The 20,550-nt window shown below is 70.6% G+C and carries 20 protein-coding genes; 13 read left to right on the forward strand and 7 right to left on the reverse strand.

Going from position 1 to position 20,550, the window contains the following annotated elements; translation table 11 throughout:
- From RCO28_RS23495 to RCO28_RS23505, 3 genes are all read right to left on the reverse strand, one after another.
- The coding region (locus RCO28_RS23495; RefSeq protein WP_308943206.1) for an SDR family oxidoreductase at positions 1-552 on the reverse strand (552 nt) is incomplete at its 3' end.
- Positions 553-614: 62 nt separating this feature from the next.
- Complete coding sequence (locus tag RCO28_RS23500) at positions 615-1,424, reverse strand: hypothetical protein (protein ID WP_374991228.1); 810 nt, start codon at positions 1,422-1,424, stop codon at positions 615-617.
- 384 nt (positions 1,425-1,808) lie between these two features.
- Positions 1,809-3,494: a PucR family transcriptional regulator ligand-binding domain-containing protein gene (locus RCO28_RS23505; RefSeq protein ID WP_308943208.1), complete on the reverse strand. Its 1,686-nt coding sequence runs from the start codon at positions 3,492-3,494 to the stop codon at positions 1,809-1,811.
- A 418-nt stretch (positions 3,495-3,912) separates the two neighbouring features.
- On the opposite strand from RCO28_RS23505, the gene RCO28_RS23510 reads away from it, so the two are divergent.
- The 5 genes from RCO28_RS23510 (at position 3,913) to RCO28_RS23530 (ending at position 10,902) form a co-directional block, all read left to right on the forward strand.
- A complete protein-coding gene (locus RCO28_RS23510; protein WP_308943209.1) occupies positions 3,913-4,806 on the forward strand; it encodes an FAD binding domain-containing protein in 894 nt (297 codons plus the stop codon).
- Between the two features lie 2 nt (positions 4,807-4,808).
- Positions 4,809-5,450: a 2Fe-2S iron-sulfur cluster-binding protein gene (locus tag RCO28_RS23515; protein ID WP_308943210.1), complete on the forward strand. Its 642-nt coding sequence runs from the start codon at positions 4,809-4,811 to the stop codon at positions 5,448-5,450.
- Between the two features lie 2 nt (positions 5,451-5,452).
- Positions 5,453-7,873, forward strand: a complete 2,421-nt coding sequence (locus RCO28_RS23520; RefSeq protein WP_308943211.1) for a molybdopterin cofactor-binding domain-containing protein — start codon at positions 5,453-5,455, stop codon at positions 7,871-7,873.
- Positions 7,874-8,188: 315 nt separating this feature from the next.
- A complete protein-coding gene (locus tag RCO28_RS23525) occupies positions 8,189-9,622 on the forward strand; it encodes an NCS2 family permease (protein WP_308943212.1) in 1,434 nt (477 codons plus the stop codon).
- 98 nt (positions 9,623-9,720) lie between these two features.
- On the forward strand, positions 9,721-10,902 hold the full coding sequence (locus RCO28_RS23530; protein ID WP_308943213.1) for an XdhC family protein: 1,182 nt from the start codon (positions 9,721-9,723) through the stop codon (positions 10,900-10,902).
- 16 nt (positions 10,903-10,918) lie between these two features.
- On the opposite strand, the gene RCO28_RS23535 is transcribed toward RCO28_RS23530, so the two are convergent.
- Positions 10,919-11,275, reverse strand: a complete 357-nt coding sequence (locus RCO28_RS23535; RefSeq protein WP_308943214.1) for a DoxX family protein — start codon at positions 11,273-11,275, stop codon at positions 10,919-10,921.
- A 118-nt stretch (positions 11,276-11,393) separates the two neighbouring features.
- Between RCO28_RS23535 and RCO28_RS23540 the strand changes: the two genes are divergently transcribed.
- The 3 genes from RCO28_RS23540 (at position 11,394) to RCO28_RS23550 (ending at position 14,702) form a co-directional block, all read left to right on the forward strand.
- Positions 11,394-12,317, forward strand: a complete 924-nt coding sequence (locus RCO28_RS23540; protein ID WP_308943215.1) for a LysR family transcriptional regulator — start codon at positions 11,394-11,396, stop codon at positions 12,315-12,317.
- Positions 12,318-12,356: 39 nt separating this feature from the next.
- Complete coding sequence (locus RCO28_RS23545) at positions 12,357-13,229, forward strand: universal stress protein (RefSeq protein ID WP_308943217.1); 873 nt, start codon at positions 12,357-12,359, stop codon at positions 13,227-13,229.
- A gap of 195 nt (positions 13,230-13,424) precedes the next feature.
- A complete protein-coding gene (locus RCO28_RS23550; protein WP_308943218.1) occupies positions 13,425-14,702 on the forward strand; it encodes a hypothetical protein in 1,278 nt (425 codons plus the stop codon).
- Here the strand turns inward: RCO28_RS23550 and RCO28_RS23555 are convergent.
- From RCO28_RS23555 to RCO28_RS23565, 3 genes are read right to left on the reverse strand one after another with little or no spacing between them, the layout of a single operon-like run.
- Positions 14,689-15,303 (reverse strand): DUF6461 domain-containing protein, encoded by a 615-nt coding sequence (locus tag RCO28_RS23555; protein WP_308943219.1) that lies wholly within the window; start codon positions 15,301-15,303, stop codon positions 14,689-14,691. The two genes, RCO28_RS23550 and RCO28_RS23555, sit on opposite strands and share 14 nt — an antisense overlap.
- A 6-nt stretch (positions 15,304-15,309) precedes the next feature.
- Entirely contained in the window at positions 15,310-15,567 is a 258-nt protein-coding gene (locus RCO28_RS23560; protein ID WP_308943221.1) for a DUF397 domain-containing protein, read from the reverse strand.
- Positions 15,564-16,421: a helix-turn-helix transcriptional regulator gene (locus tag RCO28_RS23565; RefSeq protein ID WP_308943222.1), complete on the reverse strand. Its 858-nt coding sequence runs from the start codon at positions 16,419-16,421 to the stop codon at positions 15,564-15,566. Before RCO28_RS23565 ends, RCO28_RS23560 begins: the two co-directional genes overlap by 4 nt.
- A gap of 103 nt (positions 16,422-16,524) precedes the next feature.
- On the opposite strand from RCO28_RS23565, the gene RCO28_RS23570 reads away from it, so the two are divergent.
- From RCO28_RS23570 to RCO28_RS23590, 5 genes are all read left to right on the forward strand, one after another.
- Positions 16,525-16,944 (forward strand): ATP-binding protein, encoded by a 420-nt coding sequence (locus tag RCO28_RS23570; RefSeq protein WP_308943224.1) that lies wholly within the window; start codon positions 16,525-16,527, stop codon positions 16,942-16,944.
- A 160-nt stretch (positions 16,945-17,104) separates the two neighbouring features.
- Positions 17,105-17,857: a peptidoglycan-binding domain-containing protein gene (locus tag RCO28_RS23575; protein WP_308943225.1), complete on the forward strand. Its 753-nt coding sequence runs from the start codon at positions 17,105-17,107 to the stop codon at positions 17,855-17,857.
- Between the two features lie 198 nt (positions 17,858-18,055).
- Positions 18,056-18,868, forward strand: coding sequence for an ABC transporter substrate-binding protein (locus tag RCO28_RS23580; protein WP_308943437.1), 813 nt, complete (start codon positions 18,056-18,058; stop codon positions 18,866-18,868).
- Entirely contained in the window at positions 18,868-19,656 is a 789-nt protein-coding gene (locus tag RCO28_RS23585) for an amino acid ABC transporter permease (protein ID WP_308943226.1), read from the forward strand. The genes RCO28_RS23580 and RCO28_RS23585 overlap by 1 nt, the downstream gene beginning before the upstream one ends.
- Positions 19,657-19,664: 8 nt before the next feature.
- Complete coding sequence (locus RCO28_RS23590; protein ID WP_308943228.1) at positions 19,665-20,471, forward strand: amino acid ABC transporter ATP-binding protein; 807 nt, start codon at positions 19,665-19,667, stop codon at positions 20,469-20,471.
- Positions 20,472-20,550 lie beyond the last annotated feature (79 nt).

The raw sequence follows: 20,550 nt of genomic DNA on the forward strand, positions 1-20,550 counted from the left end.
CGACGCCTGGCACGGCACCTCGCCGCACGCCCGAATCACCCAAGTACGTCCAGTACGAGGGCGATCCGGGCGCACGCCGATGCACCGCACCAGACGCCGCGGGCTGATCCGCAAAGATCGGGGAGACGGGCCCCAGCCCCGCTCGGCCATCGTCGGCCCGAAGCGCTGCCCGAGCAGGAACGGGGCGTCGAGGTTGACCGCCATGGTGGTGTCCCAGTCCTGCTCGCTCAGCTCGTCGAGCGGGGGCCGCAGGTTGACACCGGCCGAGGTGACGAGGATGTCGGGCTCGCCGTACGCCTCGGCCGCGCGGTCGGCGGCGGCGCGCAGCGTGTCCCGGTCGCCGAGGTCGGCGCTCACCCAACTGGCCTGCAAACCAGCCGAGTTGATCTCATCGGCAACTTCCTTCAGCTGCTCTTCCCGACGGGCCATCAGGACGACCCGGGCTCCGGCACCGGCGAGCGCGTGGGCGATGGCCCGCCCGATACCGGAACTGCCGCCGGTGACGAGGGCCGTGCGCCCGCCGAGGCCGAAGTGTTGTTCGAGGTAGTTCATGGGGGAGAGTCTGTCCTGCTCAGAGCCTCCCTCGCGGAGCCGCCCCCTGGGCCCGGCCGCCCTCAGGCCGCCGGTGCGGGTCGGGTCAACTGGGCGGCCAGCCACGTCGGTACGTTGCCGAGCAGCCGGTAGAGCCGGGCGGCCTCGGCGCGCAGCCGGGTGGCCTCGGGCTCCGTCTCGGCCTCGGCGAGCGAGGTGAGCGCGGGGGCCGTGCCGACGAGGAAGCCGAGTTCTTCGCGGATCCGGAGCGTCTCCGCGAAGCCGTGCCGGGCCTCGGCCAACTCGCCGTCGCGCAGGGCGAGTCCGGCGAGGTGGCGCCAGGTGGAGGAGAGCAGCAGCTGGTCGCCGTTGGCGGTGGCTCCCGCGTGGGCGCGGCGGTAGGCGGCGCGGGCGGCCTGGGGGGAGTCGGCGAGGTGTTCGGCGATCAGGCCGCGCCGGTAGTCGAGCAGGGGGCGGGCCGCGGCGCCCGGTGCGATCAGGGCGGCGGCGCGGCTGAGGGCGACGCGGGCCTCGTCGGAACGGTCGCGGACGCCCAGGACCGTTGCGGCGTAGGCGAGTTGACCGCGCTCGCAGGCTGCGGCGCCGCGTTCGTCGTCCGTACCGGCGAGGGCTTCCGCGGCGCGCAGGGCGTCCTCGGCGTCGCTCCAGCCCTGTTCGGTGAAGAGGCAGCGCTCCACGAGGAGTGCGGTGCGCTGGAGTGCGGCGGGTGGGCTGTCGTCGTGTTCGAGCAGGGCTGCCGCGTCGGTCCAGCAGCCTCGGGAGCGCAGGCGCCACACCGCGTTCTGCACTGCGGAGGCCCGGGCGCCGGGGGCGGGGCCGCCGGGTGCGGGTGTGGACACGGAACCAGAATCAGACATGGCGGTGTCCGCCACATTCCCCTCCCCGGAGCGCGTCATTGAGCTGTGGCGTGCATCTCAGCACGGAATCCTGCGGGGCGCCAAGGGGGTAGGTGAAGGAATTCACAAACGGATGGCTTCCGTATCACGGAAAACTGCTTCCGTTAAGCGGCGATACGGGGCTCCGCCCCGGACCCCGTATCGCGCTGAGGCGCTCGTCCTCAAACGCCGGACGGGCTGGATTTGGGCTCGGCATCCGTGCCCCGAAAGGGGCGCGGGGCTGTGACATGTGCGGCTCCGCCGCGGGGCGCGACCAGCCACGACGGCGCGCCAGCCGAGCGACGGCAAAATCCAGCCCCTCCGGCGCTTGAGGAGCGGGGGCCCGGGGGCGGAGCCCCCAGGGGGCAGGCCCCTCCAACCTCAGCTCATCCGAAGAGCCAAGAAGAAGTCCAGCTTGTCCTCAAGCCGCGAAAGGTCGCGCCCCGTCAACTGCTCGATGCGCCCCACCCGGTAGCGCAGCGTGTTCACGTGCAGGTGGAGGCGGGTCGCGCAGCGGGTCCAGGAGCCGTCGCTGTCTAGGAACGCCTCCAGGGTGGGGATCAGCTCCGCACGGTGGCGGCGGTCGTAGTCGCGCAGGGGGTCCAGGAGGCGGGCCGTGAACGCGCGGCGTACGTCGTCCGGGACGAACGGCAGCAGCAGGACGTGGGACGCCAGCTCCTGGTGGCCGGCCGCGCAGACGCGCCCGGGGCGGGCCGCAGCGACCCGGCGGGCGTGCCGGGCCTCCTCCAGGGCGCCGCGCAGCCCCTCCGCCGAGTGCACGGACGCGCTGACGCCGAGGGTGAGCCGGCCGTCGCCGTCGAGGCCGCCGGACAGCGGGTCGCGGACCGTCTCCAGGAGCGAATCGGCAAGCAGGCCCGGCTCCGCGCCTTCCTGGTCCGCGGCGACCGCGGGCAGCGGTACGAGGGCGATCGCCTCGTCGCCGGTGTGCGCGACGGCGATCCGGTCCGAGGGCTCGGGCCCGGCCGCGTGCGGGTCGACCAGGATCTCCTCCAGGAGCGACTGGGCGACCGGGCCGCCCTCGATGTCCCCGCCCTCCCACTCGACCCGGGCCACCACGACCTGCCAGTGCGGGGCCGCGCCCAGGCCGGGCAGCAGCACGGGGGCCGCGACCCGCAGGCGGGCGGCGATCTCGGCGGGCGCCGCGCCCGTCTGGACCAGCTCCAGGACCTCCTGGGCGAGGCGGCGGCGTACCGTACGGGCCGCGTCGCGGCGGTCGCGCTCGACGGCGATCAGCTGGGTGACGCCCTGAAGGAGGTCGAGCCGCTCCTCCGGCCAGTCGCCCGCGTCGGCCTCGACGGCGAGGAACCAGTCCGACAGGACCGTCTCGCGTACGTCCCGCGCCGCCGCCGTCCCCGTACCGCGGCCGCTGCTGCGGATGGGGAAGAGCGAGTACGTCGTGCCGCCCCCTCCGACCGCCACGCGGTGCGGGCCCCGGCGGCCCGTACGGGAGGCGGCGAGGTGTTCGGCGGCCAGGGCGGCGCAGACCGGCGGGGGCAGCGCGGAGCCCGCGCCGCCGGAACCGGCGATGGGCCGGCCGGTGGGGGAGAGCACCCAGGCCCGCAGGTCCAGGTCGGAGCCGAGCAGGTCGAGGACCACGTCCGGGCCGCCGCCCGCCGGGCCGGAGGTCATCAGGCGGCGGTGCCGGTCCACGACCGCGGCCAGGTCGCCCGCCCGCTCGCCGGAGACCTGGCGGACCACGTGCTCGGTGATCGTGGCGAAGGCGACGCGCTCGTTGACCGCGAAGAGCGGGAGCCGGTGCTGCGTGCAGGCGGCGACCAAGTCCTCCGGTACGGCGCCGAATTCGGCCTCGCCCGCGGCGAGCGCGGCCACGCCCGCCGAGGCGAGGATGCGCACGAAGGGCTCCGAGTCGGCGGGCTCCTTGCGCCAGGCCATACCCGTAAGGACCAGCTCGCCGCCGGAGAGATACCGGCTCGGGTCCCGCAGGTCGGTGGTCATCACGCCGCGGACCGTCCGGTCCAGCTCGTCCTCGCCGCCGAGCAGCCGCAGCCCCAGCGCGTCGGTCTCCAGCAATGCGCGCAGCCGCATCTGTTCGCCGCCGATCCTGTCTCGAACTTGTCGTTGATCTTCGGACGGGTGTCAGCTGGAAAGAGTGAGATCGCCGAGCCCCGTCTTTCATACGAATCTACAAGATGGGCTGGGTCACCAGCCAACTCCTTCATGGTTTCGGTGACTGACCCTGGGACGGTGTTGAGCGGTGTACTAACGCCATTCCGCGTTAACAGAACATGAACGAGTCAGCCGAGCACCAGGGGCGATGGGCCCGAGGCCCGCACCGAACGCCCCGCCCCGAGGACTCGTACCGAACCAGCCGCCACCAGCCGAACCAGCCGCCACCAGCCGAATCGCCCGCCACGAGCCGAATCCCCCCCCACGAGCCGAACCCCCCCCCACGAGCCGCACCACCCACGAGCCGCACCACCCGCCACGAGGAAGAGAGCCGATCATGGACTTCCTTCGCCCCGCCACTTGGGAGGAGGCGCTCGCCGTCAAGGCCGAGCACCCCACGGCTGTGCCGATCGCGGGTGGCACCGATGTCATGGTCGAGATCAACTTCGACCACCGTCGTCCCGAGTACCTCGTGGACCTCAACCGCATCAGCGAGCTCCAGGACTGGCACGTGGGCGAGCAGACCGTCCAGCTCGGCGCTTCCGTCCCGTACAGCAGGATCATGGCGGAGCTCCGCGCCGAGCTGCCCGGTCTCGCGCTGGCCTCGCACACCGTGGCCTCGCCGCAGATCCGCAACCGCGGCGGCGTCGGCGGCAACCTCGGCACCGCCTCGCCCGCCGGTGACGCGCACCCCGCGCTGCTCGCCGCCGACTGCGAGGTCGAGGTCGAGTCGCAGGCGCGCGGCAGCCGGCTGATCCCGATCGACGCGTTCTTCACCGGCGTGAAGCGCAACGCCCTGGAGGCCGACGAGCTGATCAAGTCGGTGCACATCAAGAAGGCCGACGGACCGCAGCAGTTCTCCAAGGTGGGTACGCGGAACGCCATGGTCATCGCCGTGTGCGCCTTCGGTATCGCCCTGCACCCCGAGACCCGCACCGTACGTACGGGCATCGGATCCGCCGCCCCGACCCCCATCCGGGCGAAGGCGGCCGAGGAGTTCCTGAACGCCGCGCTGGAAGAGGGCGGCTTCTGGGACAACGGAAAGATCATCACTCCGTCGATCGCGAAGCAGTTCGCCGAGCTCTGCTCCGGCGCCGCCAGCCCGATCGACGACGTCCGCGGCACCGCGAGCTATCGCAGGCACGCCGTGGGCGTCATGGCCCGCCGCACCCTCGGCTGGACCTGGGAGTCGTACCGCGGCAAGAGCCGCGGCGCGGAAGGAGTTGCTTGACCATGCGCGTCCACTTCACGGTCAACGGCCGTCAGCAGGAAGCCGACGACGTCTGGGAGGGCGAGTCCCTGCTCTACGTCCTGCGCGAGCGCATGGGCCTGCCGGGCTCGAAGAACGCCTGCGAGCAGGGCGAGTGCGGTTCCTGCACCGTCCGCCTCGACGGTGTGCCGGTGTGCGCGTGCCTCGTCGCCGCCGGTCAGGCCGAGGGGCGCGAGGTCGTCACCGTCGAGGGCCTCGCCGACTTCGCCAAGCAGCGTGCCGAGCACGGGAGTTGCGCCACCGGAGCCACCGGAGCCACCGGTGCCTGCGGTTCCGACCAGGGCGCGTCCGGCACGTCCGGCACGTCCGGCACGTCCCTCCAGGACGCCCAGCACTGGCGGGCCGAGGGCACCGACTCGCAGACCGGCGAGGGCACGGACCTCGCGCCCGTCCAGCAGGCGTTCATCGACGCCGGAGCCGTCCAGTGCGGCTTCTGCACCCCCGGTCTCCTCGTCGCGGCCGACGAGCTCCTGGAGCGCAACGACTCGCCGTCCGACGCGGACATCCGCGAGGCGCTCTCCGGCAACCTCTGCCGCTGCACCGGCTACGAGAAGATCCTGGACGCGGTCCGGCTCGCCGCCGCCCGACAGGGAGAGGCGGTCTGACCATGGCTCGTACCAGCGCACAGACCCCCGCACAGACCCCCGCACAGTCCCCCGCGGGCGTCCCCACCAACGTCACCCAGGGCTCCCGGACCAAGGGCGGCGTCGGCGAGTCCACGCTGCGCCCCGACGGAACCCTCAAGGTCACCGGCGAGTTCGCGTACTCCTCGGACATGTGGCACGAGGACATGCTGTGGGGCCAGATCCTGCGGTCCACCGTCGCGCACGCCGAGATCGTGTCGATCGACATCACCGAGGCCCTGACCGTGCCGGGCGTCCACGCCGTCCTCACCCACGAGGACCTGCCGGCCGCGAAGAACTACGGCATGGAGTTCCAGGACACCCCGGTCCTCGCCTACGGCAAGGTCCGCCACCACGGCGAGCCGGTCGCCCTCGTGGCCGCCGACCACCCGGAGACCGCGCGCCGCGCCGCCGCGAAGATCAAGGTCGAGTACCGGGAGCTGCCCCTCATCACCGACGAGGCCTCCGCGACCGCCCCCGACGCCGTACTCGTCCACGAGCACCGCGCCGACCACCACGCCGCGCACGTCCCGCACCCGAACATCGTCCACCGCCAGCCGATCATCCGCGGCAACGCGACCGAGGCCGCCAAGAAGGCCGACGTGATCGTCAAGGGCGAGTACACCTTCGGCATGCAGGACCAGGCCTTCCTCGGCCCGGAGTCCGGCCTCGCCGTGCCCGCCGAGGACGGCGGTGTCGACCTCTACGTCGCCACCCAGTGGCTGCACTCCGACCTCAAGCAGATCGCCCCCTGCCTCGGCCTGCCCGAGGACAAGGTGCGGATGACGATGGCCGGTGTCGGCGGCGCGTTCGGCGGTCGCGAGGACATCTCGATGCAGATTCTCGCCTCCGTGCTGGCCCTGCGCACGGGCAAGCCGGTGAAGATGGTCTACAACCGGTACGAGTCCTTCTTCGGGCACGTCCACCGGCACCCCGCGAAGCTGTACTACGAGCACGGCGCCACCCGCGACGGCAAGCTCACGCACCTGAAGTGCAAGATCGTCCTCGACGGCGGCGCCTACATGTCGTCCACGCCTTCGGTCGTCGGCAATGCCTCGTCCCTGTCGGTCGGCCCGTACGTCGTCGACGACGTCGAGATCGAGGCGATCGGCCTCTACTCCAACAACCCGCCCTGCGGCGCCATGCGCGGCTTCGGCGCGGTCCAGGCGTGCTTCGCGTACGAGGCTCAAATGGACAAGCTGGCCGCGAAGTTGGGCCTGGACCCGGTGGAGTTCCGACAGCGGAACGCGATGGAGCAGGGCACGCTCATGCCGACCGGTCAGCGGGTCGACTCGCCCGCCCCGGTCGCCGAGCTCCTGCGCCGCGTCAAGGCCCGGCCCCTGCCGCCGGAGCGCGACTGGGAGAGCTCCGAGGGCGTCGACGTCCGCGCGCTGCCCGGCGGCCTCTCCAACACCACGCACGGCGAAGGCGTCGTACGCGGGATCGGCTACGCGGTCGGCATCAAGAACGTCGGCTTCTCCGAGGGCTTCGACGACTACTCGACCGCCAGGATCCGCATGGAGGTCATCAACGGCGAGCCCGTCGCCACGGTCCACACGGCCGCGGCGGAGGTCGGCCAGGGCGGCGTCACCATCCACGCGCAGATCGCCCGCACCGAGCTCGGCGTCCAGCAGGTCACCATCGCCCCCGCCGACACCCAGGTGGGCTCGGCCGGTTCGACCTCGGCGGGCCGCCAGACGTACGTGACCGGCGGCGCCATCAAGAACTCCTGCGGGATCGTCCGCGAGAAGGTCCTGGAGATCGGCCGGCGCAAGTTCGGCTCGTACCACCCCGCGTGGGCCAGTGCCGAACTCCTCCTGGAGGGCGGCAAGGTCGTCACCGACGGCGGCGAAGTGCTCGCCACCCTCGCGGAAGTTCTGGAAGACGAGGCCGTGGAGGTCGAGCAGGAATGGCGGCACCGGCCCACTCAGCCCTTCGACCGCGTCACCGGCCAGGGCAACGGCCACGTTCAGTACTCCTTCGCCGCACACCGCGCGGTGGTGGAGGTGGACACCGAGCTCGGCCTGGTCAAGGTCATCGAACTGGCCTGCGCCCAGGACGTCGGCAAGGCCGTCAACCCGCTCTCCGTGATCGGCCAGATCCAGGGTGGCACCACCCAGGGCCTGGGCGTCGCGGTGATGGAGGAGATCATCGTCGACCCGAAGACCGCGAAGGTGAAGAACCCCTCCTTCACGGACTATCTGCTCCCCACGATCCTCGACACGCCGACCATCCCGGTCGACTACCTCGAGCTTGCGGACCCGAACGCTCCGTACGGAGTCCGCGGTATCGGTGAGGCCCCGACCCTGTCGTCAACTCCGGCCGTCCTCGCGGCGATCCGGAACGCGACGGGTCTGGAGCTCAACAGGACGCCCGTGCGTCCCGAGCACCTCACCGGAACGTGACCCCGGCGGGGGCGCCGTGACTCTTCCGAAGCCGCGGCGGCCCCCCGAGGCCACAGCAGCACCCGGCACCACCCAGCAAGTACCCAGCGTCATCCAGCAAGTCCCCAGCACCACCCAGAAAGTCCCCAGCACCAACCCAGCAGTACCCAGCAAGTACCAAGCAGCACCAGGCAGTTCAGTTCCGGGGAGTCCGGCTCCCCCCTGTCCCCCGGAACTCGACCGTTCGTCTCGGGCCGTCCCCCGGGTCGTGCAGCCAAGCAACATCCCAAATTCCGCAGCGTGCGGATGTCCCTGTGAACCTTGGGAGAAGGCCCCATGACCCAATCGTCAGTGGAGCCCAAGACTGTCGCGGAAGACGCGGCCAACGGCTCGCGTGTCCCCGCCGGCAGGTCTTGGCTCGACCGGTACTTCCACATAACCAACCGAGGATCGACGATCCCGCGCGAAGTGCGCGGCGGCATCACCACCTTCATGGCGATGGCCTACATCCTCCTGCTCAACCCGCTGCTGCTCGGCGGTGAGGACGCGCTCGGCAACAAGATGAGCCAGCCGGCGCTGATCACCGCGACCGCTCTGGCAGCCGCGGTCACCACTCTGGCGATGGGTTTCATCGGCAAGGTCCCGCTGGCGCTCGCCGCGGGTCTGAGCGTCTCCGGCGTCCTGTCCACCCAGGTCGCCCCCGACATGACCTGGCCGCAGGCCATGGGCATGTGTGTGATCTACGGCGTCGTGATCATGCTTCTGGTCGCCACCGGCGTACGAGAAGTCATCATGAACGCGATTCCGCTGCCCCTGAAGCACGGAATCACCATGGGCATCGGCCTCTTCATCGCGATGATCGGCTTCGTCAACGCCGGTTTCGTGGGCAAGGGCGCGCCCGTCACCCTCGGCGTCGAGGGGCACCTGAGCGGCTGGCCGGTCGCCCTGTTCGCCTTCACGCTGATCCTGATCTTCATGCTGCAGTCCCGGAAGGTGCCCGGAGCGATCCTCCTCGGCATCGTCGTCGGCACCGTGATCTCGGTCCTCGCCACCTCCACCGGCCTGATCTCGGAGAAGGAGTGGGGCGGCAAGGCCCCGACCCTGCACGGCAGCGTCGTCTCCATGCCGGACTTCAGCCTCTTCGGAGACATCGAGTTCGGCGGCTGGGAGAAGCTCGGCGCCACCACCGTCGGCATGATCGTCTTCACCCTGGTCCTCGCCGGCTTCTTCGACGCGATGGCCACCATCATCGCCGTCGGCCAGGAGGCCAAGCTCGCCGACGAACGCGGCAAGATGCCCGGCCTCAACAAGGCCCTGTTCATCGACGGCGCCGGCGGCGCGGTCGGCGGTGTGGCCGGTGCCTCCGGTCAGACCGTGTTCATCGAGTCGGCGTCCGGCGTCGGCGAAGGCGCCCGTACGGGCCTCTCCGCCACCGTCACCGGACTGTTCTTCGCCGCCTGCCTGTTCTTCACGCCGCTCACCCAGCTCGTGCCGAACCAGGTCGCCTCGGCGGCGCTCGTCGTCATCGGCGCGATGATGCTGCAGAACGCCCGCCACGTGGACTGGACCGACTGGTCCGTCGCGGCCCCGGTGTTCCTGACGGTCGTCCTGATGCCGTTCACCTACACCATCACCGCCGGTGTCGGCTGCGGCGTCATCGCCTACTGCGCGATCAAGCTCGCGCAGGGCAAGTGGAGGGACCCGAGCATCTTCATGTGGATCCTCTCGGCCGTGTTCATCTTCTATTTCGCCACCGGATCCGGGCACTAGGCCGTCTCCCCCGGATCAGGCCAGGGCCTGGTCCGGGGCTGCGGAACGCGGCAAGCTCTCCCGCGCCCGCGCACGTATCGTTTTTGTTGGAGGCCGACATGCTGGACATCGCCGAAGAACTCAACCGGTGGGTCGAGCAGGGACGCGACTTCGCGATCGCCACCGTCGTGGCGGTCAGCGGCAGCGGTCCCCGTCAGCCAGGTGCCGCACTCGCCGTGGACAGCGAGGGCACCGCCATCGGATCGGTATCGGGCGGGTGCGTCGAGGGCGCCGTGTACGAGCTGTGCCAACAGGCGCTCCAGGACGGCCACAGCGTCGTCGAGCGCTTCGGCTACAGCGACGAGGACGCCTTCGCCGTCGGTCTGACCTGCGGCGGAATCATCGACATCCTCGTCACCCCCATACCCGCGGACGCTCCGGGACGGGGAGTGTTCGCGGCCGCGCTGGCCGCCGCCGCCTCTGGTGAGGCGGCGGCGGTCGCGCGGGTCGTCGACGCCCCGTCCGAACTCCTCGGCAACGCCCTGCTCGTCCACCCCGACGGCCGCTACGAGGGCGCCCTCGGCGGCCACCCCGAGCTCGACCGCACCGCGGCCGCCGAAGCCGTGGCCCTCCTCGACGCGGGCCGCACCGGCACCGTCAAGATCGGAGAGGACGGCTCGCGCTGCGCCGCCCTGGACGACGAGACCCCCACCGTGACCCTGCTCGTCGAGTGCGCCGTCCCCCCACCCCGGATGATCGTCTTCGGCGCCATCGACTTCGCCTCCGCGCTCGTCCGCATCGGCAAGTTCCTCGGCTACCACGTCACCGTCTGCGACGCCCGCCCCGTCTTCGCGACCCGCGGCCGCTTCCCCGAGGCCGACGACCTCGTCGTGGACTGGCCCCACCAGTACCTGGAGCGGCAGGACGAGGCCGGGCAGGTCGACGCCCGCACCGTCCTCTGCGTCCTCACCCACGACGCCAAGTTCGACGTCCCCCTGCTGCGGCTCGCCCTGCGCCTGCCCGTCGCGTACGTCGGCGCGATGGGCTCCCGCCGTACGCACGAGGACCGCAACCGCCGCCTGCGCGAAGTCGGCGTCACCGAGATCGAGTTGGCCCGCCTGCGCTCCCCGATCGGCCTCGACCTCGGAGCCCGTACGCCCGAGGAGACCGCCCTGTCCATCGCCTCGGAGATCGTCGCGAACCGGCGCGGCGGCCACGGGGTCTCCCTGACCGGCGCGCACACCCCGATCCACCACGACGGCCGGCAGCCGCCGACGGGACGGATCGGGTCGGTGGCCTGAGCCCCCCAAGCCAGGCCTACGCGGGGACCGCCACCCCCAGCCACAGCGTGACCGCCGAGAGCACCACGAGCCCGGCCGGCGCCCAGAGCGTGCTGTAGACCCGGGCCCGCAGGTGCGTCAGCACGGCCAGGATGAAGAACACCACCAGGCCCACGCCCGCGGCCACCCCGAGCCACCGCCAGCCCGCGAGGCCGAGCAGCAGCCCCAGCGTCGCCGCGACCTTCGGCACGCCGAGCGGCGCGACCCAGGAGACGGGCACGTCCACGGCCTCCGAGGTCGCAAGCACGGCAGGCACCCGACGGAGGTCGAGCACGCCGATCGCTCCGACGACGAGGGCGGTGACGAGGGTGAAGACGACGTACGCGACGAACATGGCGTGGTCCTTCCGACTCCGGCGGCCTCGGTGTCGAGGCCCCGCGGTGATGCGGTCACCTCGACCCTCGCCCCACCCCCGCCTGGCCGTCCAATACCTGCATCCATAACCTGAAGGCATGGATGTGGACTCCCGGCTCTTGCGTTCCTTCGTCGCCGTCGCGGAGGAGGGGAACCTGACCCGCGCCGCCGAGCGCCTCTTCCTCTCCCAGCCGGCCCTGACCAAGCAGATCAAGCAGTTGGAGCAGCTTCTCGGCGTACGGCTCTTCACCCGCTCCCGCAGCGGTATGGCCCTCACCGGACCCGGCCACGCCCTCGCCGAACGCGCCCCCGGCGTCCTCGCCGCCGTCGACACCGCCGTACGCGAGACCCGCAGCGCGGGCCGGGCGGAGGCGCGGGTGCTGCGCGTCGGGTTCCTCGCCAGCGCCGCCAACGAGGCCACGCAGGACATCGTCGCGGACTTCGGGCGCCGCCGCCCCGGACTGCGGGTCGAGCTGCGCCAGGCCGCCTGGTCCAACCCGACCGCCGGGCTCGCCGACGGCGAGGTGGACGCGGCGCTGCTCCGGCTGCCGTTCCCCGGCCAGGACACGTACCGCGTCGAGGTGCTGCTGACCGAGGAGCGGATGGCCGTCCTGCCCTCGGGACATGCGCTGGCCGGGCGCGAGCGCCTCGACTTCCCCGAGCTGTGGGACGAGCCGTTCATCGCCGCCCCGCCCACGACCGGCCCCTTCTGCGACTACTGGCTGGCCGCCGAGGCCCGCCCCGCCGACCGGCCCGCGAAGATCGGGGCCGTCACCGACCAGCCCGACGAATGGCTCAGCGCCATCGCCAACGGCTACGGCATCGCGCTCGCCCCCGCCTCGGCCGCCCGCTTCTACGCCCGGCCCGGTGTGACCTACGTCCCGGTCGACGGCGTCGCCCCCACCTCCGTGGGCGTCGCCTGGGCACCCGCCGACGACGAGAACCCGGTGGTCAGGGACTTCGTCCGCAGCTGCCTGCGCGCGGTGGCCCGCTCGCCGGAAGCCCGCACCTCGGGACCTTAGGCCCTGCCGTCCGACGCCGTCCGGCCGCACGCTGGAGAGATGAGTACGAGCGCTCCGGTCCTGGCCGCGGTCGACGGCTCCGAACCCAGCCTCAAGGCCCTCACCTGGGCCATCGAGGCGGCTCTCGGACATGGCACGGAGGTGGTCGCCGCGCACGTCCGCGCGGGCCGCGGCTCCGCGTCGACGGACGGCCCCGATCCCGTACGCGCCAAGGTCGAGGAGATCCTCGCCGGGTACGGGGAGCAGGCGCCGCCCGTGCGGTACGTCGCCGTCGACGGCCACCCCGCCCCCGCGCTCTGCGAGCTGGCCCGCAAGGCAGGCCTCCTAGTCCTCGGCTCCCGCGGCCTCGGCGGTTTCGCGGCGCTGCTCCTCGGCTCGACCGGCCGCAAGTGCGCCGCGCAGGCCCCGTGCCCTGTGGTGGTCGTCCCGCACGAGTCCCGCACCGCCGAAGCCTCCGGTCAGACCGGTCCGCCCGGCCGGGTCGTCCTCGGGCTCGACCCGGAGGAGACGGCCGACGAGGTCATCGAGTTCGCGTTCGCGGGGGCGGCACGGCGGGGCGTGGAGCTCCAGGTCGTCTCCACGTACCGGGTGCCGCTGCGGGCCCTGACGACGATGGGCGACCTGGTCCCCGGCGACGCGGCGGACGCGCGCGGTGTGGGCCTGGCGCTGACGGCGGGCCAACGCGAACGCCTCACCGCGTTCGCGGAGCGCTACCCGAAGGTCGCCGTCGACCCGGTGGTCGCCCCCGCCGACCCCGCGGGCCGCCTGGTCACGGCCTCCCGCACAGCCGACCTCCTGGTAGTCGGCCGCCACCACCGCCGCCTCACCACGGACTCCCTGATCATGGGCTCGGTCGCCAACGCGGTGCTGTTGCATGCGCATTGTGCGGTGGCTGTGGTGCCGGGGCGGTAAGCCCGTTCGGAGCCGGAAAGTTGACGACTGTGGAGGCCAAGTGGACTCCGTGAGTGGCGAATTGGGGGCGCTGCTACGCAGCGACGGGCCCATGATTTCATGATCACTCAATTGGCATGATCATGATCTAGGGGGAGAGCCGTGAGATCGGCTGCTGCAATATCCCGTACGGCTCTGCGCACGGCCCTGGTCGCCGTGCTGCTGGCGGGCGTGGTGTCATGCGGGCCTGATGAGGGTGCCGACGCGGAGGCCAAGGGCGGCGGCGGCAGGCCTCCCTCGCAGGTGATCGAACCTGCGGGCCGCGCGCCGCGAGCACAGGACGCCGGGGCCGTGAAGTTCGAGTTCGAGCGGACCTGTGCGAAGGTCAAGTCGGCGCTTGGACGGTTCTTGGACAAGGGGCTGGACCGGATCGGTTGCTGGGATGTCGGCAGGGCGACGAAGCCCGAGACGGAGGCCGGCACCGCTGAGCAGATCACGACCCGGGCCGGCGTCGCCTGCCGTGCCAATCCGGGTCGTTGGTGGTACACGCGCTTCGACGCGTGCGGCCGGACCACCCTCACGTACACCGTGATCGACCTGAGGACCAAGCGGCCCACCGGCCGTGCGGCCTTCACCGCCACTCAGCAGATCAAGCTCAGCCATGAGACAGGGCGGGTGAGCACCAGCAACACTCTGCAGCTCACTTCGGCACGAGGTACGGCGAAGGGGCTCACGGCCGCTTGGGGCACATCGTGCAGTGGCGGTGCGTGCCGCGCCGACTCCGCTTGGCCGGGGCCGCGGCCGATGCGTCCGGGACGGGTGCAGAGCGGGACGACTGACCACGCATGGACGGCTGGTGTGCCTGTGCAGAGCTTCCGCATGAAGAGCACGATCACCATTCGCGGCACGGCCCAAGTGCTCATCGCCCCGGCCTGGTTCGGCACGCCCATGAAGATCCGCTGTGACAAGACCTTCAACTTGAAGGCCTCACCGGACGGCAAGAGCCGCGGTTGTGTGTTCCCCGCTGCGGCACCTGTGCTGGAGTTGCCGCTCACGCATGAGGGGCATGCCAATGTTGCCTGGTCGATGAACAACCTCAAGGGGCACTGGGGCTGGCAGGGGCGAGGTAAACCGCTGGTCCGCCAGGCGAACAAGTCCACCCAGCGGACCAACCGGCGGATGATCTGCCGGGACGGAACCTGGAAGAAGGACCGCCGGGTGACGAGTGACAGTTGTGACGAGTTCCCGTTCGCGGCCACCCGGCAGAGCGGTGGCGAGTCCGGACTCAAGGGCAAGGACTGCGCTGAGATTCGACCGGAGAACAAGAACGGCAAGTGGGTCATCCACTACGTCCGCAATGTGACCCCGTCAAGTCGCTGCACCATCGGGCACGTACCGAGCACATACAACGTCTCGGTCGGCGGCACCCTCTCGCGTTTCTACCAGGACCGACGAGTGATCGACGGCGAGAAGTACTGGATCAGCGTGGGCTGAGCTCGCCGAGCAGACAGTCGTCGGCCTCCTGCGCGTCGAACGAAACTCCGGTGTATGCGTGCAGGAGCGCCAACGATGCGAACTGCGGCAGTTCTTCGTCGCCCATGTCGTCCCCGGCAAGGTCGTCCGCAGGCTCGTCGCGGAACCCGACTCGGCGCATGTGGTCCACCAGCCGGTCGGGGTCCGAGCCGTCCTCCTCGTGGCGCAGCTCGGGGGCGTCGTCGTCGAAAAAGGTGATCAACTCGCTGTCCACCCAGTGCTGTACGTAGCCCAGAGCGTTGCCGTTGTAGCAGCAACTGATCAGACGGGTGCCGTGGGAGGCGGCGGCGAGACGGTCTCCGTCGTTGGCAAGCAGGGTTCTGGGCTCAAGGGCCCAGGCCCAACCGGCCGAGACCCCGGCTTGCACGACGCCATGCTCCTGTCCGGCCGCTGCTGACTCCCTGGAGAACTCCTTCACGTCCTCGGGGCCTGCCGAGCGTCGCCTCCGACCTGGCGGGCACCCGAGCCGATCGAGCAGCTCCGAAGCAGTCAGGCCCTCCACCAAGGTCAGGCTGTAGCACATCTGGAACTCGGCGATCCAGGCAAGTGGGTTGTGCGGCATGAAAGTTCAGCGCCTCGCATACGTGAGGAACGCCGACCAGGCGTCGGGGCTGGTGGTGAGGTGGGGGAGGGTGGGGTTCTTGGAGTCGCGGATGTGGATCAAGTGCCCGGTGGTGCTGAGGGATTGGGCGAGTTCTAGGCACTCGCCGCCGCCACCGCCGCTGTACGTGGACTTGTGCCAGTCGTAAGCGACTTCGAGGCACTCGCCGCCTTCGCCGCTGCTGTAACTCGACTTGAACCAGGCGAGTTCCTCTGTGGAGTTCATCGCTTCCCCAGTTTCCTCTCGATCAGCTCCAAGGACTTGCGTGGCGTGAGAGCCGCCGCACGCATGATCCCATAGCGCTCCGCGAGCAGCCGGACTTCGGCGGCGTCGGTGACCAGCCGGGGATGGCCCTGCGATTCGGTGTAACCGATCTGGTGGTTCTGGTCCTTGGGAACCAGGAGGTTGAACGCGCTGTCCAGGCTTGGGTGTTCCTCGCAGTCTGTCGGCATCACCTGAAGTTCGACGTTCCGCATCTGGCCCACCGCAGCGATACGTCGCAGCTGCGTCTCATGTACCTTCCGCCCGCCGATCGGGCGGTCCAGGATGGCCTCTTCCAGTACGTAACTGATCACAGGCGCTGGTCGGCGGGCGAGCACCTTTTGACGGTCCAGCCGGTCTGCGATGCGCTTCTCGATGGTCTCTTCGCCCAAGAGCGGCCGACGGTTGCGGAACACGGACTCCGCATGCTCAGCGGTCTGCAACAACCCAGGTACACCAGCGTTGGCGTAGAAGTGCAACTCCACCGCCTCCCCCTCCAACCGCGCGTACCCCCGATACCACTCCGGATGCCGCGTCCGCGCCCGCGACAACGCCTCCCGTACATCCGGAATCGCCGCTGCCAGCACGCCCCCGGCGTCGAGAGCCTCATCGACCAGCTTCAGGAAGTCCGGTTGCGGGGTGCGAACGCCGCGCTCAACGGCGGACACCAGGTCCAGGCTGCAGTGCACCCGGTCGGCCAGCTCCTTCTGGCTGAGCCCCCGCGCTTCCCGGAACACCTTGATCTGTTTGCCGAGGGCGCTGAACAGATGCGCCGTACCGTCCGCTTCCACCGGCCGCTCAGGTCGTTCCTCACCCATACCCGTACCACCCCGTACACCCAGCGGAGCGGACCCGTACGGCTACGCTCCGTCGTTCAGTCGTCACTGGTCAGCGTAGGAGCAAACGGCCACGCTCGGGGACATGGAACCCCAAATCCGCCTCCTTTCCGTCCAGTTCGAGCAGAGGTTCAGCGCGACCCCGCGCGGCGCGCGCCTCGCTCGGCGGCTCGCTACCTGTCAGCTCGAAGAGTGGGGTTTCCCACACGGCGGTGAGACCTCCGACGCGGTCGCGTCGATCGTGGCCGAGCTGGCGGCGAACGCCGTCACGCACGGCCGCGTAGCCGGACGGGACTTCGCGCTCACCCTGGCGCGGCGCGGTGAACTCCTGCGTATCGAGGTGGCGGACGCCCGTGGGGAGCGTCGTCCGGAGGTGGGGAGCGCGGGCGGTCACGGGCTGCGGATCGTGTCCGCGCTGGCGGATTCCTGGGGCGTACGGGAGCGGGAGATCGGGAAGATCGTTTGGGCCGAAGTGTCGGGAATGAAGGGGTGGGAGGAGGAATGAGGGCGGTGTGCAGACGGCGCGATGGTCTGCATAATCGGTGGCTGCTTCATGGAAGGTGTGTGGACGAACGGTGAGTGGACAGAGCTGCCCCGGATGCGGAACCGCGTTTCAGGCGGACTTCAGGCCCGCCTGCGACTGTGCCCTGCGGGCGCGCGAGGAGGTGACGGCCGAACCCAGCGCCAAGGAGCCGCCTGCGGCCGAACCGAGCACCGCGGAGCCGCCGACGACCGACCCCGTCTTCGGGCACGTCGCCCCGCCCGACGCCGCCGACACCCAGCCGACTCAGGAAGTCCTCCAGCTCTTCGACCGCCCGAGCGCACTGCCGCCACGCGGACCCGTACAGGCCGAGCTCCCGCTCGAAGTGGAGGTCGAGTCAACGGAGTTGAGCCGGGCCGACGGCCCCGGAGCGGCGGGCAAGGGCTGGCGGTACGGGCTGCTCGCCGGGGCCGCCGCCGTCGTCGCGGTGACCGTCGGCGTGGCGGGCGGATTCTTCTCCGGCGGGGGCGAACCGGGTGCCGAGGCGGGCCCGGCGCAGACCGTTCAGGTCACCGATCCGGCCACGTCGGCCTCCCCGACGCCCACGGAGCGCAAGAGCGAGCGCGCGAGCCGCAGCTCGCAGCGGCCGACGACGCCCGCGACGCCCCGGAGCACCACGAGCGACCGCCCGTCCTCCGCAGCCGCCTCCGCCGCCGGAACCCTCCGCAGGGGTGACAGCGGAGAGCAGGTCACGGAGCTGCAACTCCGACTCCAGCAGTTGCAGTTGCTCGTCGCGTCCGCCAACGGCACGTACGGCCCGGCCACGGAGGCGGCCGTGACCCGCTTCCAGCAGGCTCGCGACATCGGCGAGGAGAGCGGTGTATACGGTCCGCTGACCCGGGCGGCGGTGGAGGCGGAGACCTCGGATCCGGAGTGACGGACCGGTCCAGGGCCGGTTCCGGCAGCCGATCGGAATCGGCCACGCGATCACCCCTGTCACAACCACCACGCGCGACTCTAAGATGCAGCAACTCGCCCGCCACGTGCGGCGCGGGACGAACCACGCACCACGCGCACCATGACGTACCACGCTGCTCGGTTGTCCGGCTGCTGCCGCCTTGGAGGCCCCGTGTCCGTGTCACTCCGCCCCGCCATACCCGTGACCGCAGTGGGCGCCGCAGTAGCGCTGCTGCTCACGGGCTGTACCAGCACCAAGTCGGACGGCAACTCCGGCGGCAAGGACGGCGGGGTGCAGCTCGTCTCCGAGGGCGTCCTCAAGACCTGTACGCACCTGCCGTACCCGCCGTTCCAGTCGAAGAAGGGCGGCGAGATCGTCGGCTTCGACGTGGACCTCGTGGACCTCGTCGCCGAGGAACTCGACGTGAAGCAGGAGATCGTCAACACGCCCTTCGAAGGCATCGAAACCGGCCAGGACTTCAACACCAACAAGTGTGACCTCGCCGCGGCCGGCATGACCATCACGCCCGAGCGCGACAAGGTCATGGACTTCTCGACGCCGTACTTCGACGCCACGCAGGCCCTGATCACCCGAAAAGGCAAGCCGTACAAGGAATTCGCCGACCTCAAGGGGCAGAAGTTCGGGTACCAGAAGGCCACCACCGGCGGTGAGTACGCGAAGAAGAACGCGCCGAAGAGTGTGGAGCTCGTCGAGTTCGAGGACGTCGGGCTGCTCCTCGCCGCCGTGAAGTCCGGACAGGTCGCCGCGGGCATCAACGACAATGGCGTGCTCTACGACTACGTCAAGCAGAACCCGGACACCGAGGTCACCGCCGAGTTCGACACCGGTGAGCAGTACGGCATCGGCTTCCGCACCGGCAACGACGCGCTCCGCGAGAAGGCCGACGCGGTCATCAAGGCGGCCAAGAAGGACGGCCGCTACGACAAGATCTACAAGAAGTGGTTCGGCACGGCCCCCAAGAGCAAGTGATGGCGCCCCTCTCCCGCAGACAGCGGGCCCGCGCCTTCCGGGGCGCCCAGTACGCACTGCTCGCCGTCGCACTCCTCGCCGTCGTCCTGCTCGCCGACTGGGAGCGGCTGCGGCAGGCGTTCTTCGACGTCGAGGTGGCGAAGGCGCAGTTCCCCGACATCCTGGTGACCGCGCTTGTCAACACCGTCCTGTACACGCTGCTCGGCTTCGGCTTCGGGCTCGTGCTCGGGCTTGTCCTCGCGCTGATGCGGCTGTCGTCGGTGCCGCCGTACCGCTGGCTCGCCGTCACGTACATCGAGTTCTTCCGCGGTGTGCCCGCGCTGCTCGTGTTCATCGCGCTCGGCTTCGGTGTGCCGCTGGCCTTCGAGGTCGCGCTCGACAAGTACGTGACGGTGATGCTCGCGCTCGGACTCGTCGGCGCCGCGTACATGGCGGAGACCATCCGGGCCGGTATCCGCGCCGTGCCCAAGGGGCAGATGGAGGCGGCCCGTTCGCTCGGGATGCCGCACGGCCGCGCCATGATCTCCGTGATCATCCCGCAGGCGTTCCGGATCGTCCTGCCGCCGCTCACCAACGAGCTGATCCTGCTGACGAAGGACTCGTCCCTCGTCTACCTCCTGGGGCTCTCCCTCGGCCAGTACGAGCTCGCCAACTTCGGCCGGGACGCCCTCAACGAGCACAAGAGCCTCACGCCGATCCTCATCGCCGGTCTGCTCTACCTCATGATCACGCTGCCGCTGGGCCATCTGGTGCGGCGCCTGGAATCCCGTACGGCGAAGGCGAGTTGAGGGCCAGGATGAGTGCTGCTGCTACTACTGCTACCGCTGCCCAGATCGAAATCCGGGGTCTGCACAAGGCGTTCGGGGACCTGGAGGTGCTGCGCGGCATCGACATCACGGTGGCGCGCGGCGAGGTCGTCTGCGTCATCGGGCCGTCCGGCTCGGGCAAGTCCACGCTCCTGCGCTGCGTCAACCTCCTTGAGGAGCCGACGTCGGGGACGGTCTCCGTCGCCGGTACGAAAGTCACCGACCCGGACGTGGACATCGACCGGGTGCGGCGCCGGATCGGGATGGTCTTCCAGTCCTTCAACCTGTTCCCGCACCTCACGGTCCTGGAGAACCTGACGCTCGCCCAGCGGCGCGTACTGCGGCGCGACAAGGCCGAGGCGGGGCGGGTGGCCCGCGCCAACCTGGAGCGGGTCGGTCTGGCCGACAAGGCGTCCGCGTACCCGGCGCAGCTCTCCGGCGGGCAGCAGCAGCGCGTCGCCATCGCGCGGGCCCTGTCCATGGACCCGGAGCTGATGCTCTTCGACGAGCCGACGTCCGCGCTCGACCCGGAGCTGGTCGGGGACGTCCTCGCGGTGATGCGCTCGCTCGCGCAGGAGGGCATGACGATGCTGGTCGTCACGCACGAGATGAGCTTCGCCCGGGAGGTGGCCGACCGGGTGGTGTTCATGGACGGCGGCGTGATCGTGGAGGAGGGGCCGGCGGCGCGGGTGGTGGGGGATCCGCAGCACGAGCGGACTCGTACGTTCCTGGCCCGCGTCCTTGATCCGGCGGCGGCGCCGGCGCCGTCATTGGGGGAGGTCGGCAAGGAGGCCTAGACCGAGCCGCCGCACGCCGATCGCGCTCCGCGCTCGTCCTCAAATTCCCCCAGCTACCGCTGGGAGGTGCCCCCAGACG

The organism is Streptomyces sp. LHD-70 (assembly GCF_031157275.1).
Taxonomy (GTDB): Bacteria; Actinomycetota; Actinomycetes; order Streptomycetales; family Streptomycetaceae; genus Streptomyces.

Excerpts from the sequence above, each read along its gene's own strand:
- RCO28_RS23505 (WP_308943208.1), bottom strand. The coding sequence starts at position 3,494 with ATGCGGCTGCGCGCATTGCTGGAGACCGACGCGCTGGGGCTGCGGCTG.
- RCO28_RS23510 (WP_308943209.1), top strand. The coding sequence starts at position 3,913 with ATGGACTTCCTTCGCCCCGCCACTTGGGAGGAGGCGCTCGCCGTCAAG.
- RCO28_RS23515 (WP_308943210.1), top strand. The coding sequence starts at position 4,809 with ATGCGCGTCCACTTCACGGTCAACGGCCGTCAGCAGGAAGCCGACGAC.
- RCO28_RS23520 (WP_308943211.1), top strand. The coding sequence starts at position 5,453 with ATGGCTCGTACCAGCGCACAGACCCCCGCACAGACCCCCGCACAGTCC.
- RCO28_RS23525 (WP_308943212.1), top strand. The coding sequence starts at position 8,189 with ATGACCCAATCGTCAGTGGAGCCCAAGACTGTCGCGGAAGACGCGGCC.
- RCO28_RS23530 (WP_308943213.1), top strand. The coding sequence starts at position 9,721 with ATGCTGGACATCGCCGAAGAACTCAACCGGTGGGTCGAGCAGGGACGC.
- RCO28_RS23535 (WP_308943214.1), bottom strand. The coding sequence starts at position 11,275 with ATGTTCGTCGCGTACGTCGTCTTCACCCTCGTCACCGCCCTCGTCGTC.
- RCO28_RS23540 (WP_308943215.1), top strand. The coding sequence starts at position 11,394 with ATGGATGTGGACTCCCGGCTCTTGCGTTCCTTCGTCGCCGTCGCGGAG.
- RCO28_RS23545 (WP_308943217.1), top strand. The coding sequence starts at position 12,357 with ATGAGTACGAGCGCTCCGGTCCTGGCCGCGGTCGACGGCTCCGAACCC.
- RCO28_RS23555 (WP_308943219.1), bottom strand. The coding sequence starts at position 15,303 with ATGCCGCACAACCCACTTGCCTGGATCGCCGAGTTCCAGATGTGCTAC.
- RCO28_RS23560 (WP_308943221.1), bottom strand. The coding sequence starts at position 15,567 with ATGAACTCCACAGAGGAACTCGCCTGGTTCAAGTCGAGTTACAGCAGC.
- RCO28_RS23565 (WP_308943222.1), bottom strand. The coding sequence starts at position 16,421 with ATGGGTGAGGAACGACCTGAGCGGCCGGTGGAAGCGGACGGTACGGCG.
- RCO28_RS23570 (WP_308943224.1), top strand. The coding sequence starts at position 16,525 with ATGGAACCCCAAATCCGCCTCCTTTCCGTCCAGTTCGAGCAGAGGTTC.
- RCO28_RS23585 (WP_308943226.1), top strand. The coding sequence starts at position 18,868 with ATGGCGCCCCTCTCCCGCAGACAGCGGGCCCGCGCCTTCCGGGGCGCC.
- RCO28_RS23590 (WP_308943228.1), top strand. The coding sequence starts at position 19,665 with ATGAGTGCTGCTGCTACTACTGCTACCGCTGCCCAGATCGAAATCCGG.